The following is a 14,820-nucleotide window of genomic DNA, read 5'->3' as shown; positions in this document are numbered from 1 at the left end:
AAACCAATGCGACCGACGGCGCTCGAAACACAGGAGCGCTGCGTCCGTTCAGCGTTGCGATATATCGGGCAAACACCACAGGACACCGAGTCAATCGATGCAGTTTTTATCCGATAGCCACGGTTGTGACGGCTGGAAAGGCGAGATGGCCGAACGCATTTGCGCGTTCGACTGGCGCCACACTGAACTCGGCCCGCTCGACACCTGGCCTGCCAGCCTGTGCAGCGCCGTGCAATTGATGCTGGCCTCGCCCTTGCCGATGGTCATGCTCTGGGGCCACGCCGGGTACATGATCTACAACGACGCGTACTCGCAGTTTGCCGGCGGCCGCCACCCGTATCTGCTGGGTGCACCCGTGGAACTGGGGTGGCCGGAAGTCGCCGACTTCAATCGGCATGTGGTTGACACCTGTCTGGCGGGCGGCACCTTGTCCTACCGCAACAAGGAACTGGTGCTGTTGCGCGATGGCGTGCCTGAAGATGTCTGGATGGATCTGTATTACAGCCCGGTGGCCAACGACGACGGCGTGCCTTCCGGGGTGATGGCGATGGTGGTCGAGACCACCGAGTTGGTGCGCTCCGAGCGCCTGCGTCAGGCGGCAGAAGACGCCTATCGGGCCGACAACGAACGGGTGCGTCTGGCGCTGAATGCCGGGGCGTTGCTCGGCTCGTTTGTCTGGGATGTGAAGAACAATGTGTTGTCGGCGGACGAGCGTTTCGCTCGCACGTTTTCGTATCCGCCGGAGCAGGATCTGAGCAACCTGCCGCAATCCCTGACTGAGTCGCGGATTCACCCGGATGACCTGGCGTGGGTGCAGGACCGGGTCAATCATTCGCTGCAGACCGGCGAGCCGTACAACGCCGAATACCGCGTGCGGCGCGCGGACGGCAGCTACCTGTGGGTGCTCGCCAGTGGCGCCTGCGAGTTCGACGAACACGGCGCGCCGTTTCGTTTCCCCGGGGTGTTGATCGACATCCATGAACGCAAGATTGCCGAAGAATCCCTGCTCAAATTCACGCGCAACCTGGAGCAGCGGGTGGCCAGTGAAGTGGATGCCCGGCTGGCGGCGGAAGAGCAATTGCGCCAGTCGCAAAAACTTGAAGCCATCGGCGGACTGACCGGCGGCGTGGCCCACGACTTCAACAACCTGCTGCAAGTGATTGCCGGCAACCTGCATTTGCTGGCGCGGCATGAGCCGGACAATGCCAACGTGCAACGCCGGGTCAGCGCCTCGCTGGCAGCGGTGGAACGCGGTGCGAAACTGTCGTCACAATTGCTGGCTTTTGCCCGGCGCCAACCGTTGTCGCCGGCGGTGTGCGATCCACGGCAGATCTTCGACGGCGTCGGTGAATTGCTGCAGCGTGCGCTGGGCGAAACCATTCAGATCGACGTGCAACTGCCGCAGGACCCCTGGCACATCAACGTCGACCGCAATCAACTGGAAAACGCCATTCTCAATCTGGCGATCAACGCCCGGGACGCGATGAAAGGCGAGGGCACGATTGTCCTCAGCGCCATCAATACGCGGCTGGACAGCACTTTTTGCGCAGGCAAAGGCATCGTCGCCGGCGATTTCGTACGGGTGATGGTCAGCGACAGCGGCGTCGGCATTGCGCCTCAAATGCTTGAGCAGGTATTCGAGCCGTTCTTCACCACCAAGGCTGACGGCCAGGGTACCGGGCTCGGTTTGAGCATGGTGTTCGGCTTCGTCAAACAAAGTGGTGGCCATGTCGAGATCGACAGCACCGTGGGCGAAGGCACGCGGGTGCAACTGTACTTTCCGCGCAGCCTGCGTCCGGTCCTTGATGAAACGCCGAGCGTCGACCCGCAGCAGAGCGGCGGCCATGAAACCATCCTGGTGGTCGAAGACAACGACGCGGTGCGCGCCTCGGCCGTGGAATTGCTGCGCGAGGAAGGCTACCGCGTACTGACTGCGAGCAATGGCGACGTGGCGATGCAGAGGCTGCTGGAAGGTATCGAAGTGGATCTGATTTTCACCGACGTGGTGATGCCGGGGCTGATCAAAAGCTCCGATCTGGCGGCATGGGCCAAGGTGCAGGTGCCGCCCGTGGCGGTGCTGTTCACCTCTGGGCACACCCGCGACATCATTTCACGCAACCACCAGTTGAGCCCGGACACGCACTTGCTGAGCAAACCGTATGGCCCGGAGTCACTGTTGCAGATGATTCGATCGGTGCTCAGTGCCTAGCTGGCCAATTCCCGATTCCCTGTGGCGAGGGGATTCATCCCCGATGGAGTGCGCAGCACTCCCCTGCATTTTTCCAGCTATATGGCATTTGCAGTGACTGCGCCGGCTGCGCCGCTGATCGGGGATAAATCCCCTCACCACAGGGTTCAGCTTCGCCCCTATTTTTTCTGCAGGGACAGCCAATGACTTCCAAGCGTAATTCCAAAGCACCTACCGGCATGGTCCGGGTGCGTGGCGCCCGTGAGCACAACCTGAAGAACGTCGACGTCGACATCCCCCGCGATGCGCTGGTGGTGTTTACTGGCGTTTCCGGTTCGGGCAAGTCGTCGCTGGCCTTTTCGACCTTGTACGCCGAAGCCCAACGGCGCTATTTCGAATCGGTGGCGCCGTATGCGCGGCGCCTGATCGATCAAGTCGGTGTGCCGGACGTCGATGCCATCGAAGGCTTGCCGCCCGCCGTGGCTTTGCAACAGCAGCGCGGTACGCCGAGCACGCGGTCGTCGGTGGGCAGCGTGACCACCTTGTCCAGCCTGATCCGCATGCTGTATTCCCGCGCCGGCAGTTACCCGTCGGGGCAACCGATGCTCTATGCCGAGGATTTTTCACCGAACACGCCGCAGGGCGCCTGTCCTGAGTGCCACGGCCTTGGCCGGGTCTACGAAGTGACCGAGGCGCTGATGGTGCCCGATCCGGACCTGACCATCCGCCAGCGCGCCGTGGCGTCCTGGCCGCTGGCGTGGCAAGGGCAGAACCTGCGCGACATTCTTGTGACCATGGGCATCGACGTCGACATTCCGTGGAAGAAGCTGCCGAAAAAACAGCGCGACTGGATTCTGTTCACCGAAGAAACGCCCACCGTGCCGGTGTACGCCGGGCTGACCCCGGAGGAAACCCGGGTCGCGCTCAAACGCAAGATGGAACCGAGTTATCAGGGCACCTTCACCGGCGCCCGGCGCTATATCCTGCACACCTTTACCCACTCGCAAAGTGCGCTGATGAAGAAGCGCGTTGCGCAATTCATGCTCGGCAGCCCGTGCCCGTTGTGTGACGGCAAGCGCCTCAAGCGTGAAGCGTTGTCGGTGACCTTTGCCGGATACGACATTGGCGAGTTGTCGCAGATGCCGTTGCTGCAAGTGGCCGAAGTATTGAAGCCCGTGGCCGCGGCGACGTACCTGGAACAGGCCGAGGAAAGCGGTGAAACCCTCAGCCATGCACAAACCCGCGAGGCGCGTCAGCAACGCGTCGCCCACGGTGCCAGTGGCCACGCCAGCGCGCCGGACGTACGCCACACGCCGAACCTGTCGCTGGAAAAGCGTCTGGCGGCGCAGCGCATTGCCGAGGACTTGCTGGAACGGGTGAGCACCCTGACCGATCTGGGCCTTGGTTACCTGGCGCTGGAGCGCAGCACGCCGACCTTGTCGTCCGGTGAGCTGCAGCGCCTGCGTCTGGCGACACAATTGGGCTCGCAGCTGTTCGGCGTGATCTACGTGCTCGACGAGCCGTCCGCCGGCCTGCATCCAGCCGATGGCGAGGCGCTGTTCGAGGCCTTGCAGCGCCTGAAGGCCGACGGCAACACGCTGTTTGTGGTCGAGCACGATCTGGAAACCATGCGCCGTGCCGACTGGCTGATCGATGTCGGCCCGGCGGCGGGCGAGAAGGGCGGGCAGGTGTTGTACAGCGGCCCTCCGGCCGGGTTGGCCGAGATCGACGAATCGCAGACCCGTGCCTACCTGTTTGCCGAGAGCCAGCGGCAGACCCGCACCGCGCGCAAGCCGAGCGGTTGGCTGAAACTTGACGGGATCAGCCGCAATAACCTGCACAACCTCAGCGCTGAATTTCCGCTGGGCTGTTTTACCTCGGTGACCGGGGTATCGGGTTCGGGCAAGTCGAGTCTGGTCAGTCAGGCGTTGCTCGAACTGGTCGGTGCGCAACTCGGGCGGCCGGTGATTGAAGAGGCGCCGGAAGAACTCAGTCTCGAAGACGACGCGCCGCAGGCCAGCAGCGGTCAGGTGACTTCAGGGCTGGCGTCGATCAAACGACTGGTGCAGGTCGATCAGAAGCCGATTGGCCGCACGCCGCGTTCGAATCTGGCGACCTACACCGGGCTGTTCGACAACGTCCGCAAACTGTTCGCCGCCACCCCCGAGGCGCGGGCGGCGGGGTACGACGCCGGGCAGTTCTCCTTCAACGTCGCCAAGGGCCGTTGCCCGACCTGCGAGGGTGAGGGGTTTGTCAGCGTTGAGTTGCTGTTCATGCCGAGCGTGTATGCACCGTGTCCGACCTGCCATGGCGCGCGCTATAACCCGCAGACGTTGATGATTCAGTGGCAAGGCCTGAGCATTGCGCAGGTGTTGCAACTGACCGTGGATGAGGCGGTCGAGGTGTTCGGCGAACAGCCGGCAATTCGCCGTTCGCTCGAGGTGCTGCGAGACATCGGCCTCGGTTATCTGCGGCTCGGGCAGCCGGCCACCGAGCTGTCCGGTGGCGAGGCACAGCGGATCAAGCTGGCAACCGAACTGCAGCGCAATCAGCGCGGGGCGACCTTGTATGTGCTGGATGAACCGACCACCGGCTTGCATCCGCGGGATGTCGATCGGCTGCTGGAACAACTGGACAACCTGGTGACGGCAGGGCACACGGTCATTGTGGTCGAGCATGAAATGCGCGTGGTAGCGCAAAGTGACTGGGTGATCGACATCGGCCCGGGGGCCGGGGATCAGGGCGGCCGGATTGTCGTGGCCGGCACACCGCAGAAAGTCGCAGCGAGCAAGAAGAGCCGGACGGCGCCGTTTCTGGCGCGGGCCTTGAGCCGATAGCGACTCCGTCCCGACCGGCCCCATCGCCAGCAGGCTGGCTCCTACAGTTTTTGTGGTGTGCACAAGGCTGGTGATCAACAAAAACCTTGTGGGAGCTGGCTTGCCAGCGATAGCGGAATGTTAGGCAATGAGAGACGGAATGTACCGACGCCATCGCGGGCAAGCCCGGCTCCCACAGGTTTTTGCGGTGTTCACAATACCTGCGGATGGCATCAGCCCTGTGGGAGCTGGCTTGCCAGCGATAGCGGAAGGTCAGGCAATGAGAGGATGAATGTACCGACGCCTTCGCGAGCAGGCTCGCTCCCACAGGATTTTGTGGTGTGCACAGGATGGGTGATCTACACAGAGCCAGTGTGGGAGCGAGCCTGCTCGCGAAAGCGGCCGCTCAGGCGCCATCAAGCGTGCGCCGGACCTTGTCCAGCAGTTCGCTGATCTGGAACGGCTTGACCAGCATTTCCATGCCGCTGCCCAGGAATACCTGACGATTGATCGCGGTCTCGGCATAACCGGTCATGAACAGAATGGGCAGGCTTTCACGCCAGCCCCGCGCCACGTCCGCCAGTTCACGACCGCTCATGCGCGGCAGGCCAACGTCGCTCAGTAACAGGTCGATGGTCGGATCATTCTGCAAGCGCTCCAGCGCGGTTTCGATATCCGCCGCCTGGGTGCAGCGGTAACCTGCATCCTCCAGCACTTCGGTGACGAACATGCGCACCGCCGGCATGTCTTCGACAATCAGGACATGCTCACCGGCGCCCTGCGGATCAACTTTCGGCGCCGGGATATCGGCCCCGGTCGGGTCGTTGGTCGCCGGCAGCATGAGGGTCACTTCGGTGCCGCGCCGTGCCACGCTGCGGATGTGCGCATCGCCGCCGGACTGGCGGGCGAAACCGTAGATCGTCGACAACCCCAGACCGGTCCCCTGACCCAGCGGTTTGGTGGTGAAGAACGGATCGAACACTTTGTCGATCACACTGTGCTCGATACCGGTGCCGTCATCGCGCACCGACAGCGCCACATACGCACCATCGGCCAGGTTCGGGTCGCCGTGGGAATATGCCGCATAGGTGTTGACCCAGATATTGCCGCCTCTGGGCAGCGCATCCCGGGCATTGATCACCAGATTCAGCACCGCGCTTTCCAGTTGCACCGGATCGACCAGGGCAATCGCCGGTTTGTTGGTCAGCTCAAGTTTGAGCGTGATGCGTTCACCGATGGTGCGCATCAGCAACTCTTCCAGCGAGCGCACTTGCTCATTGATGTCTACCGGTCGGGTATCCAATGGCTGTTGGCGAGCGAAGGCCAGCAGGCGATGAGTGAGTGACGCGGCGCTCATCGCTGAATTCAGTGCGGCTTCGGCGTAGAACTGCACCTTGTCCGGACGCGCATCGGCCACGCGTTTCTGGATCAGTTCCAGACTGGTGATGATCCCGGTCAGCAGATTGTTGAAGTCGTGGGCAATGCCTCCGGTGAGCTTGCCCAGCGCGTCCATTTTCTGCACTTGCAGCAGCTGCGATTCGGCACGCACGCGCTCGGCGACTTCCTTGGCCAGTTGTGTGGTGGTGTCGTCCAGCTGTGCCAGGTGCGAGCGTTCGCGGTGGCGATGCTCGGTGACGTCTTCGACGAATACCAGGCTGAGCTGCGGCGTGCGGTACGGCGAAATCTGCCACTCGGTTTCACGAATCTCGCCCTGTACGCGCATGTTCAACGTGCCTTTCCAGCGCTCGCCATCGACCAGTCGCAGACGCAACTCGTCGAGAATCGCGCCCTGGTCAGCGTCGAAGCATTCGCTGAGGGTGTGCGGGTTGCGGTTGTCCTGAATCATTTGCGTGAAGGCGTGGTTGCATTCATGCACTTTCAGGTTGGCATCGAGCACGGCAATCGGCGCCGAGACATTGACGAAAATCTCGCGGAACCGGGCCTCGCTCTCACGCAGCGCATTTTCGGAATCACGCACTCGCAGCAAAGTGCGCAGGGTCGCCAATAGCACGTCCGGGTCCACCGGGTGAATCAGGTAGGCATCGGCCCCGGCGTCCAGCCCGGTGATGATGTCGCCGGTCTGGATCGACGCGGCAGACACGTGGATCACCGGCAGCAGCGCGGTATGCGCATCAGCCCGCAGAATGCGCACGATATCGAAACCGCTCATGTCCGGCAGATTGACGTCGAGGATCAGGGCGTCGAGCGCTTCGCTGGCGATCAGTGTCAGGCCTTCGCTGCCGGTACCGGCCTCCAGCACCTCATAGCCATGGCGCTCCAGACGCCGGCGCAAGGCGTAGCGAGTGGCGACGTTGTCGTCGACGATCAGCAGACGGATGTCACGTTTCATCGACATTCTCCAGAGCGAGCGCCAGTGGAATGATCACGAAAAAGGTCGAGCCGACCCCTGGCTTGCTGTCCATTCCGACCTCGCCGCCGAGCAGGGCGGCGAAGCGCTTGCACAGCGACAGGCCGAGACCGGTGCCGCGCAGGCGTTTCTGCAATGGCGAGTCGACCTGAGAAAAGTCCTCGAACAATGCACCATGCAGCTCCGGCGCGATACCGATGCCGGTGTCGCTGACGGCAAAACGTACTCTGTCCGCACCTTCCAGGCGCGCCGAGACCCGGACTTCGCCACGGGTGGTGAATTTCAGCGAGTTGGAAATGAAATTGCGCAGGATCTGCGCGAGTTTCTTGTCGTCGGTGTACAGGCGCGGCAATCCGACCGGCTCTTCGAAAATCAGATCAACCGCCGATGCATCGACGATCGGCCGAAACATGCCGCGCAATGCGCTGAACAGATCGAACATGTCGAACCACGCCGGAGAAATACTGATTCGTCCGGCTTCGATCTTCGCCAGATCGAGCAAGTCGTCGACCATGTCGCTCAATTCACGGGCGGCGCTGCTGACGAACGCCACTTGTTTGTGCTGCTCGGGGCTGAGCGGGCCGTCGAGCTCGTCGGCGAGCAAACTGTTGACGCTCAGGATCGAACCCAGCGGCGTGCGGAACTCATGGCTCATGTACGACAGGAAACGGCTTTTCAGATCCGAAGCCTGGCGCAGTTGTTCGGCCTGGGTGTCGAGCTCGGCGTAAAGCGCAAGCACGCCCTGGTTGGTTTCGTCGAGTTCGTCGCGCAGGGCGGCGGTCTCGCTTTGCAACTGGGCGATCAGCGCAGCCTGCTCCGCCGCGTTCAGGGTGGGCGACTCAGCCATGGGCGGCCTCCAGGGCAACGACCAGCACCGTTACGTCGTCGCGTCCGCGACAGAAATCGCGGTGCAGGACGCTGGCTATCACGGCGGGATGGCGGTGCACCAGACCGGGGTAGTCTTGAAGATTCCAACGGGACTGCAGGCCGTCGCTGTACATGATCAATAGATGTCCGTTCACGTGAGCATAGTCAAAGGGCTGGGCTTTCCGGTATTGGCCGCCGACGATCCCCGGGTGAGAGGCCAGCCCGCGCGACTTGTCGGCGCTGATCAGGCTGGCGCCGATGTTGCCAACGCCGGTAAAGGTCAGGCCGTCGCGGGCGGCATTGAACTGCGCGAACGCGGCAGCACCCCCGCGGCTGCCGATCATGTCGCGGTGCATGTCCTCCATCAGCAGCACCGGGCTGGCGAACGGGCTCTGGGCGAACACCTGTTCGCCGGCCTTGGCCGCCCGCTCGGCGTCTTCACCGTGGCCGAGGCCGTCGATGATCAGCGCACTGACGTTGGTACCGTTGTACGCCAGGTGCCAAGTGTCGCCGCACGCCGGATCGTTGTGCAGTGAGTACTGGCTGACGCCGTAACGCAGGTCGGGCTGACGGTCTGCGCGTGGATACAAACGCGCCAGCAGCACCGCGCCACGGGTGTCGGCATAAACGTCAAATACGTCGGTCTGGCGCGCCACGGCGCCCAGCCCGATGCCCTGGGTGCCACCGGTGGAAAAGCCATCGGTCAGGCACGCGTCCAGGTCAAAGCCTTGAGCGCGATCGACCGCAAGCATTTCGATGCCGAAGCCGCCGGTTCGCGGTAGCAGCCGCAGATGAAACTCGCCACGGCTGGCATGCTTGAGCACATTACTGGCCAGTTCGGTGGCGACCAGCGCCACACGTCCGGCTTCGGTCGCATCGAAGCCATGTTGCTCGGCGAGCCGTTGCGCGGTGCGCCGGGCGTGGCCGATCTGGCTGCTGTCTTCGATCAGCAGCACCTGGGTCAGCGACCCAGCGATATTCATGTCCATCGGGTGATCGTTATTCGAGTGCCCTTGCCGGGCTCGGTGTCCAGTTCGAATTCATCGACCAGCCGTTTCGCGCCCGTAAGCCCCAGGCCCAGACCGCTGCCGGAGGTCCAGCCATCGGTCATCGCCAGTTTGATGTCGGGAATGCCCGGGCCTTCATCGCGAAAAGTCAGGCGCAGGCCGACACGTGCGTTTTCGTCGAGGATCTGCCAATCCATGTCGCCGCCACCGCCGTAGACCATGGTGTTGCGCGCCAGCTCTGAAACGGCCGTCACCAGTTTGGTCAGGTCGATCAGCCGCATGCCGCATTCGGTGGCCAGTTTGCGCGCCGTCTGCCGGGCGAGCACCACGTCCTGCTCGATGCTGATCGGTTGAGTACCGCTGCTGCGTACGGTCATTGTTGGCGTACTCGTTCCTGCAGCAGTTTCATTCCGCGCTCGACGTTCAGCGCGGTGCTGACGCCGGGCAGGGTCAGGCCGAGTTCGACCAGGGTAATTGCCACGGCGGGTTGCATGCCTACCAGCATGGTTTCGGCGTCCATGATTTTTGACAGGCCGGAGATGGTGCCGATCATCCGCCCGATGAACGAGTCGACCATGTCCAGCGCCGAGATATCGATCAACACTCCGCGCGCCGACGTCCTGCTGATGCGCTCGGACAGGTCGTCCTGCAGGGTCAGGGCCAGTTGGTCATGCATGTCGACCTGGATGGTGACGAGCAGAAAGTCGCCCATTTGAAGAATCGGAATACGCTCCATCGGCTCAGACCGCTTTGCCGAGGCTGATGCCCAGGCGGGTGAGCGCGAGTTTCAGGGCATCGGCCAGATTGGCCTTGGTGACCACACCTTGCAGGTCCAGACCCAGGTGCACGATGGTCTGGGCGATCTGCGGACGCACGCCGCTGATGATGCAATCGGCGCCCATCAGACGAATCGCGGTCACGGTTTTCAGCAGGTGTTGCGCGACCAGGGTGTCCACGGTGGGGACGCCGGTGATGTCGATGATGGCGATTTCCGAACCGGTGTCGACGATGCGTTGCAGCAGGGATTCCATCACCACCTGGGTGCGTTGCGAGTCGAGGGTGCCGATCATCGGCAGCGCCAGCACGCCATCCCACAGTTTGACCACTGGCGTGGAGAGCTCCAGCAATTCTTCCTGTTGACGTTTGATCACCGCTTCGCGGGACTTCTGGAAGGTACGGATGGTGTGCATGCCGAAGGCGTCGAACAGTTCGGAAATCTCCCAGAGTTGTTCGGCCAGCAGTGCCGGTTGTTCGCGATAGTGACTTTGCAGCAAGGCAAACAGCGGGCCTTTGAGCGCAAAAATGAAGCTGGCGGTCTGTTGCGAATCCTGACCGAGCAGGGCGCGGCTGTGGGAAAGCTTTTCGAGGAACTGGCGGGTGGCTTCCCAACCCGGCGCATTGATGTGGGTGCCGTTGTCATCCTGCAAGCCATTGATCACCAGTTGCAGGAATTCGCTGGTCTGTTGTTGCAGGTCATGGTCCTTGAGGTTGCGGGTGGCGCCGCTGGCTTCCAGGCCGTTGATCCATTCGCTCAGCAGTTGGGATTGTTTGTTTTTCATCGCATCGAATGTGCTGTTCTGCAGTGCTGCCATGTGCCTGTTGCTCCGTAGCGTATGGGGGCCGGTTCTGTAAAAAGTGACCGGTGCGAACTCAGTGACCTTTGCCGTTCAAAATAGTTGTTCGGTTGCGCAAGGATATTTTTGATCTGGCGCAAGAAAGGCCCCGGTAACTGTAGTCGGCGCCCCTGAAACCAGCGATGTTTTGAACGTTGGCCGTGTAGCGGCTTCGAACATTCAGGGCCGGCGGGTTTGAGTCGCGCCAGCATTAGAAAAACGAGGTGGCTATGAACGAGCAATCGCAACAGCAGCAACCGGGTGCCGAACCGATCAATCGCAACGACCCGGCCATCGATCCGCAAGTGCCGGGACAGAGCTCACCCATCCCGCCGAAGGGCGAGGGCGAACAAGTCCAGAGCGCTGACCCTGCGGTGGACCAGAAGAACAAACACACCGACAACGACAACGAGTTCAGCCCCGGTTTCGAACCTGAGCCCGATCGTCCGAAGCCCGGTGAGAAAACCGATGCCGACATCGATACTGACGGCGGTTGATCACGCTGAAATGACAAAAGGCCGCATTAATCAATGCGGCCTTTCGTTGTACAGCGCCCGGGTTACTTGCTTGGGTGCTTGGCCTGCAACTCTTTGGCGGCCGCCAGGTGTTTTTCCAGCGCCGGCAACATCTTCTGCGCGAAGGCTTTCAATTCCGTGGCGCCCTTGACCTTGTCGTCGGTCACCGTGTTCGCTTCTTTCTTGAACAATTCGATGGTTTCTTCGTGGGCTTTGACCTGGTTGTTGGCGTAGGCCGCATCGAAGGATTCGTCACGCATGTCGAGGATCTTCTCCTTGGCCTGCTTGACCAGGGTGGTGCTGTCCGGCACCTCGATGTCATTGGCCTTGGCGATGCTCGCCAGTTCATCGTTGGCCTTGCCGTGGTCGGTGATCATCATGTTGGCGAAGGCCTTGATGTCGGCCGACTGGCTTTTTTCCAGAGCCAAGCGGCTGGTCTCGATCTCTGCAATGCCACCGGCTGCGGCATTGTCGACGAAACTGTTGGAAGTGGCGGCAAAGGCACTGCCCATGCCGCTGCTCAACGCGACAGCGAGAACGAGGTGACGCAGGTTGAATCCGTCCATTGGTATTTCTCCACACAGGTTTTTGTTGACGTTATGTAATGGAGGCAATGGCGCAGGCAAAGGTTTGATCGCGTTTACGACAGGGCGACGAACGGCCACCGCTGGTCTGACAGGTGGTCGACAGAACCCCTCAACCGAGGCCATTCTGATACGGGCTGACGCATCGGTCGCGTTGGCTGCCGATCAACTGACGGAGGTGTTCCATGCCGGTTCCCCATGACCTGTTTCAGGACTTGAGCTGCACGAAGGAAGAGATCCAGCAAAAACGCACCCAGGATCCACGACTGGATTCACTGATCAACAAGTATTCCCAGGCTGACGCCGACGTGGTCAAGGCCGAAACGGCCACCTCGGACGCCCCCAGTGACGACGCACTGAAAAAACTCAAAGAGAAGCGTCTGAAGGTCAAGGACGAAATAGTCAGCCATTTGCAGGCGCCGTCCTGATCCCCGGATGATCCGCCGACCCACGGTTGCGGATTGACTGGAACGACAACCACCCTCGGCACCTCGAATGTACAGAGTCTTCATTTAGCGACTCTTTGCGAGGTGCCTCATGAACACACCCAGATTCCCCAGTGAAGAGCAGGGCGGTTTCGACCCGGTTCCCACGCATCCTGAGCCCAACAGCCCGGCGCACACCACCACGTTTCCCGAAGAGCCGGACGAAGATCTTCCTGAAGACGAAGATCCGGACACGTTCGACCGATCCGGCAATTGACAGACCCTAAGCGCTGGCAAGCCGGTTATCGCAGGGGATGTGTCTTTCAGTGGCGTCGGGACATTTGCCACTTGGCAGCACAAGCGTGCCGCTCGGGCGTTTCGCGGCTACAATGCGCGCCTTGACCGTGACCGCCTGACTAAAAAAACTATGTCCTTGCCCAAGCATCACCTGGAACTGCTCAGCCCCGCCCGTGACGTGGCCATCGCCCGTGAAGCCATCCTGCACGGCGCCGACGCCGTGTACATCGGTGGCCCGAGCTTCGGCGCGCGCCACAACGCCTGCAACGAAGTGAGTGAAATCGCCGGACTGGTGGAGTTTGCCCGCCGTTATCACGCGCGCATTTTCACCACCATCAACACCATTCTGCACGACAACGAACTGGAGCCGGCCCGCCAGCTGATCCACCAGTTGTACGACGCCGGCGTCGACGCGCTGATCGTTCAGGATCTGGGCGTGATGGAGCTGGACATTCCGCCGATCGAGCTGCATGCCAGTACCCAGACCGACATCCGCACCCTGGAGCGGGCGAAGTTCCTCGATCAGGCCGGTTTCTCGCAACTGGTGCTGGCCCGTGAGCTGAACCTGAAAGAAATCCGCGCCATCGCCGATGAAACCGATGCTGCCATCGAGTTCTTCATCCACGGCGCCCTGTGCGTGGCGTTCTCCGGGCAGTGCAACATTTCCCACGCGCAGACCGGGCGCAGCGCCAACCGTGGCGACTGCTCCCAGGCCTGCCGTCTGCCGTACACCCTCAAAGACGAAAAGGGTGGCGTGATCGCCTACGAAAAACACCTGCTGTCGATGAAGGACAACAACCAGAGCGCCAACATCCGCGCGCTGGTCGAGGCCGGTGTGCGCTCGTTCAAGATCGAAGGTCGTTACAAGGACATGGGCTATGTGAAGAACATCACGGCCTATTACCGCCAGCGTCTCGACGATGTGCTCGAAGACCGTCCGGATCTGGCCCGCGCTTCCAGCGGCCGCACCGCGCATTTCTTCCTGCCGGACCCGGAAAAGACCTTCCACCGTGGCAGCACCGACTACTTCGTCACCGATCGCAAGATCGACATCGGCGCGTTCGACTCGCCGACCTTCACCGGCCTGCCGGTGGGCACCGTCGAGAAAGTCGGCAAGCGTGACATGCAGGTGGTGACGCAGGAGCCGCTGTCCAACGGCGATGGCCTCAACGTGCTGGTCAAGCGGGAAGTGGTGGGTTTCCGCGCCAACATCGCCGAGCCGAAAGGCGAGTTCGAAGAAGACGGCGAGAAGCGCTACCGCTACCGCGTCGAGCCGAACGAAATGCCCGAAGGCCTGTACAAGCTGCGCCCGAACCATCCGCTGAACCGCAACCTCGACCACAACTGGCAACAGGCACTGCTGAAGACCTCCGCCGAACGCCGCGTGGCCCTGAGCTGGGTGGCGCGTCTGCGTGAAGAGCAACTGGAACTGACCGCCACCAGTGAAGAGGGCATCAGTGCCAGCGTGACCTTGAACGGCCCATTCGGTGTGGCCAACAAGCCGGAGCAGGCGCTGGAGCAATTGCAGGATCTGCTCGGCCAGCTCGGCACTACGCAATATCACGCCATCGACGTGAAACTGGACGCACCGCAGGCGTTCTTCATCCCGAACTCGCAGCTCAAAGCCTTGCGCCGTGAAGTCATCGAAGCGCTGACCGCCGCCCGCGTTGCGGCGCACCCGCGTGGCAGCCGCAAGGCCGAAACCACGCCGCCGCCGGTGTACCCGGAGTCGCACCTGTCGTTCCTGGCCAACGTCTACAACCAGAAGGCCCGCGACTTCTATCACCGCCACGGCGTGAAGCTGATCGATGCGGCCTACGAGGCGCACGAAGAGGCCGGTGAAGTGCCGGTGATGATCACCAAGCACTGCCTGCGTTTCTCGTTCAACCTGTGCCCGAAACAGGCCAAGGGCGTGACCGGCGTGCGCACCAAAGTCGCGCCGATGCAGCTGATTCACGGCGACGAGGTGCTGACCCTGAAGTTCGACTGCAAGCCGTGCGAGATGCACATCATCGGCAAGATGAAAGGCCACATCCTCAACATGCCGCAGCCGGGCAGCGTGGTGGGCCACATCAGCCCCGAAGACCTGCTGAAAACCATCCCGCGCGCGCCACACTGAGTGACGGGCGAGCGTGGCACA

General features: G+C 61.9%; 13 protein-coding genes. 6 read left to right on the top strand and 7 right to left on the bottom strand.

The genetic code is table 11. The features are described from left to right. Positions 1–97 precede the first annotated feature (97 nt). Together HXW87_RS18895 and HXW87_RS18890 are read left to right on the top strand one after the other, a co-directional pair. Positions 98–2,209: a hybrid sensor histidine kinase/response regulator gene (locus tag HXW87_RS18895; RefSeq protein WP_239777395.1), complete on the top strand. Its 2,112-nt coding sequence runs from the start codon at positions 98–100 to the stop codon at positions 2,207–2,209. A 182-nt stretch (positions 2,210–2,391) separates the two neighbouring features. Further along, complete coding sequence (locus HXW87_RS18890) at positions 2,392–5,025, top strand: excinuclease ABC subunit UvrA (RefSeq protein WP_239777388.1); 2,634 nt, start codon at positions 2,392–2,394, stop codon at positions 5,023–5,025. Between the two features lie 385 nt (positions 5,026–5,410). On the opposite strand, the gene HXW87_RS18885 is transcribed toward HXW87_RS18890, so the two are convergent. The 6 genes from HXW87_RS18885 to HXW87_RS18860 are packed head-to-tail and all read right to left on the bottom strand — an operon-like array spanning position 5,411 to position 10,838. Then, entirely contained in the window at positions 5,411–7,354 is a 1,944-nt protein-coding gene (locus HXW87_RS18885) for a response regulator (protein WP_121185143.1), read from the bottom strand. Beyond that, positions 7,344–8,219 (bottom strand): ATP-binding protein, encoded by an 876-nt coding sequence (locus HXW87_RS18880; RefSeq protein WP_239777386.1) that lies wholly within the window; start codon positions 8,217–8,219, stop codon positions 7,344–7,346. The genes HXW87_RS18885 and HXW87_RS18880 overlap by 11 nt, the downstream gene beginning before the upstream one ends. Then, complete coding sequence (locus tag HXW87_RS18875) at positions 8,212–9,222, bottom strand: ATP-binding protein (protein WP_239779172.1); 1,011 nt, start codon at positions 9,220–9,222, stop codon at positions 8,212–8,214. Before HXW87_RS18875 ends, HXW87_RS18880 begins: the two co-directional genes overlap by 8 nt. Further along, complete coding sequence (locus HXW87_RS18870) at positions 9,219–9,623, bottom strand: anti-sigma regulatory factor (RefSeq protein ID WP_041072521.1); 405 nt, start codon at positions 9,621–9,623, stop codon at positions 9,219–9,221. The genes HXW87_RS18875 and HXW87_RS18870 overlap by 4 nt, the downstream gene beginning before the upstream one ends. Then, positions 9,620–9,982, bottom strand: coding sequence for an STAS domain-containing protein (locus HXW87_RS18865; RefSeq protein WP_041072523.1), 363 nt, complete (start codon positions 9,980–9,982; stop codon positions 9,620–9,622). The genes HXW87_RS18870 and HXW87_RS18865 overlap by 4 nt, the downstream gene beginning before the upstream one ends. A gap of 4 nt (positions 9,983–9,986) precedes the next feature. Beyond that, positions 9,987–10,838 (bottom strand): STAS domain-containing protein, encoded by an 852-nt coding sequence (locus tag HXW87_RS18860; protein ID WP_047294027.1) that lies wholly within the window; start codon positions 10,836–10,838, stop codon positions 9,987–9,989. A gap of 251 nt (positions 10,839–11,089) precedes the next feature. On the opposite strand from HXW87_RS18860, the gene HXW87_RS18855 reads away from it, so the two are divergent. Next, positions 11,090–11,356 (top strand): hypothetical protein, encoded by a 267-nt coding sequence (locus HXW87_RS18855; RefSeq protein WP_047294029.1) that lies wholly within the window; start codon positions 11,090–11,092, stop codon positions 11,354–11,356. Between the two features lie 62 nt (positions 11,357–11,418). On the opposite strand, the gene HXW87_RS18850 is transcribed toward HXW87_RS18855, so the two are convergent. Beyond that, positions 11,419–11,940, bottom strand: a complete 522-nt coding sequence (locus tag HXW87_RS18850; RefSeq protein WP_121185148.1) for a DUF4142 domain-containing protein — start codon at positions 11,938–11,940, stop codon at positions 11,419–11,421. 203 nt (positions 11,941–12,143) lie between these two features. Here HXW87_RS18850 and HXW87_RS18845 point away from each other — a divergent pair, with 203 nt between their 5' ends. The 3 genes from HXW87_RS18845 to HXW87_RS18835 all read left to right on the top strand — a co-directional run bounded on the left by HXW87_RS18845 (position 12,144) and on the right by HXW87_RS18835 (position 14,799). Next, positions 12,144–12,386 carry a DUF465 domain-containing protein gene (locus tag HXW87_RS18845; RefSeq protein WP_042559423.1) on the top strand — a complete coding sequence of 81 codons (243 nt, stop codon included), beginning with the start codon at positions 12,144–12,146 and terminating at the stop codon, positions 12,384–12,386. A gap of 109 nt (positions 12,387–12,495) precedes the next feature. Further along, positions 12,496–12,660 (top strand): hypothetical protein, encoded by a 165-nt coding sequence (locus HXW87_RS18840; RefSeq protein ID WP_179294925.1) that lies wholly within the window; start codon positions 12,496–12,498, stop codon positions 12,658–12,660. A gap of 150 nt (positions 12,661–12,810) precedes the next feature. Next, positions 12,811–14,799: a U32 family peptidase gene (locus HXW87_RS18835; protein ID WP_131670307.1), complete on the top strand. Its 1,989-nt coding sequence runs from the start codon at positions 12,811–12,813 to the stop codon at positions 14,797–14,799. Positions 14,800–14,820: the final 21 nt, after the last annotated feature.

Source organism: Pseudomonas sp. Y5-11, assembly GCF_022368695.1.
Taxonomy (GTDB): domain Bacteria; phylum Pseudomonadota; class Gammaproteobacteria; order Pseudomonadales; family Pseudomonadaceae; genus Aquipseudomonas; species Aquipseudomonas parakoreensis.
This window is presented reverse-complemented; position numbering and strand designations above follow the sequence as displayed.

Coding starts and splice junctions, on each gene's coding strand:
- HXW87_RS18895 (WP_239777395.1), top strand. CDS start 98: ATGCAGTTTTTATCCGATAGCCACGGTTGTGACGGCTGGAAAGGCGAG.
- HXW87_RS18845 (WP_042559423.1), top strand. CDS start 12,144: ATGCCGGTTCCCCATGACCTGTTTCAGGACTTGAGCTGCACGAAGGAA.
- HXW87_RS18870 (WP_041072521.1), bottom strand. CDS start 9,623: ATGACCGTACGCAGCAGCGGTACTCAACCGATCAGCATCGAGCAGGAC.
- HXW87_RS18875 (WP_239779172.1), bottom strand. CDS start 9,222: ATGAATATCGCTGGGTCGCTGACCCAGGTGCTGCTGATCGAAGACAGC.
- HXW87_RS18835 (WP_131670307.1), top strand. CDS start 12,811: ATGTCCTTGCCCAAGCATCACCTGGAACTGCTCAGCCCCGCCCGTGAC.
- HXW87_RS18865 (WP_041072523.1), bottom strand. CDS start 9,982: ATGGAGCGTATTCCGATTCTTCAAATGGGCGACTTTCTGCTCGTCACC.
- HXW87_RS18860 (WP_047294027.1), bottom strand. CDS start 10,838: ATGGCAGCACTGCAGAACAGCACATTCGATGCGATGAAAAACAAACAA.
- HXW87_RS18840 (WP_179294925.1), top strand. CDS start 12,496: ATGAACACACCCAGATTCCCCAGTGAAGAGCAGGGCGGTTTCGACCCG.
- HXW87_RS18885 (WP_121185143.1), bottom strand. CDS start 7,354: ATGAAACGTGACATCCGTCTGCTGATCGTCGACGACAACGTCGCCACT.
- HXW87_RS18880 (WP_239777386.1), bottom strand. CDS start 8,219: ATGGCTGAGTCGCCCACCCTGAACGCGGCGGAGCAGGCTGCGCTGATC.
- HXW87_RS18890 (WP_239777388.1), top strand. CDS start 2,392: ATGACTTCCAAGCGTAATTCCAAAGCACCTACCGGCATGGTCCGGGTG.
- HXW87_RS18850 (WP_121185148.1), bottom strand. CDS start 11,940: ATGGACGGATTCAACCTGCGTCACCTCGTTCTCGCTGTCGCGTTGAGC.
- HXW87_RS18855 (WP_047294029.1), top strand. CDS start 11,090: ATGAACGAGCAATCGCAACAGCAGCAACCGGGTGCCGAACCGATCAAT.